At 37.9% G+C, this 1,381-nt stretch carries 1 protein-coding gene; it reads right to left on the bottom strand.

The features are described 5' to 3' along the window. Positions 1-696: 696 nt before the first annotated feature. Positions 697-1,381, bottom strand: a 685-nt coding sequence (locus ABZ924_RS38680) for an ATP-binding cassette domain-containing protein (protein ID WP_361920438.1), incomplete at its 5' end; no start/stop codon positions are given.

Below are 1,381 nucleotides of genomic sequence, written 5' to 3'. Positions count from 1 at the left end.
ACCTTAAAAAGTTAGCTTAAAAATTAAAGAGCATGGGTCTGGTATTCTACCAGACCCATGCTCTTTAATTTTCTTCATTCTTTTGTGGTTGAAAAATGTACTTTGAGAAATTTGTCTGTTTTTTGACAATACAAAAATTTAATTGAGAAGACCGATAAAGATAAACAATCAAAAGTAATATTCAATAAATGGGCTGTATAAGTACTTAAGTTAAATTTAAATTAAGTCGAATACATTGAGAGACTCTCTCTTCATTTTGCGGAAAAAGGAAGGCAACGATGAGCAGAAACAGAGAGTTTACAAGGAACCGAGACAAAATACTAAAGCTACATGTTTTATAAGCTGTTCCTATTGGGTAGGAACAGCAATCGCACTTCTAATTTCTGAATATGAATACCGAGCTAAAAGAACTTTAACTTCTCCTTGATAAGTTCAAATGGATTATGAGAATCCAAAGGGAACCGGATACCTTGAAAAGCTGGATTGAGCGAGCTGAAGAAAGGATCAGTGAAATGAACTAGTTTGAAAATATCTTCTTTAGGATTGCTAAACGGCACAAAAATCCTTAGTTTATCATCAGAGCAATAGTGGTTCAGGGACCTGTGAACTGCATCAAAATTATCAAGAAGCAGGTGTATTGATGAGCAAAATTTGATTACTTCGTTAAATATTAAAAGGGTGCGATAGTATGCCGATTTACACCAATTGTTGATCTGCAAATTCACGATACAATATGTGTGACTTTGTAAGTTCTTGGTGAGTTCCTGTACCTGTCACCTGTCCTTTATCTATAAAAATAATTTTGTCTGCATCGACAATCGTCGATAATCGATGAGCAATGACAAAAGTAGTCCGTCCTTTCATTAATCGTGATAACGCTTGCTGTACAACTCCCTCTGATTGGCTATCTAAACTTGCTGTTGCTTCATCCATCATTAGAATTTTGGGATCCCGCAAAAATGCTCGTGCAATCGCAATACGCTGTCGTTGCCCCCCTGATAATTTGATGCCGCGTTCACCGACCTCTGTATTTAATCCTTCTGGAAAGTCTTTAATAAAATAATCGGCATAGGCCATTTTGGCAACTTCCCACAGACGTTCGTCAGAGATTTGATCCGAGGCACTTAAACCATAACAGAGGTTTTCGCGTATAGTACCAGCCATCATTGCGCTTTCTTGAGATACATAGCCGACTTGACTCCGCCAAGAGGAAAGTGATAACTGATTGATAGGTGTATTCCCAATGTAAATGTTACCTGAAGCTGGCTCATAAAATCGTTCAAGTAGGCCAAACATAGTCGTTTTACCGCTACCACTCGGACCTGCAAAGGCAATCATTTCCCCTGGCATTGCATCAAACAAAACACTCTGCAATACATTT

Origin of the sequence: Streptomyces sp. NPDC046876, assembly GCF_040645035.1 — a bacterium.
Taxonomy (GTDB): Bacteria; Actinomycetota; Actinomycetes; order Streptomycetales; family Streptomycetaceae; genus Streptomyces.
This window is presented reverse-complemented; position numbering and strand designations above follow the sequence as displayed.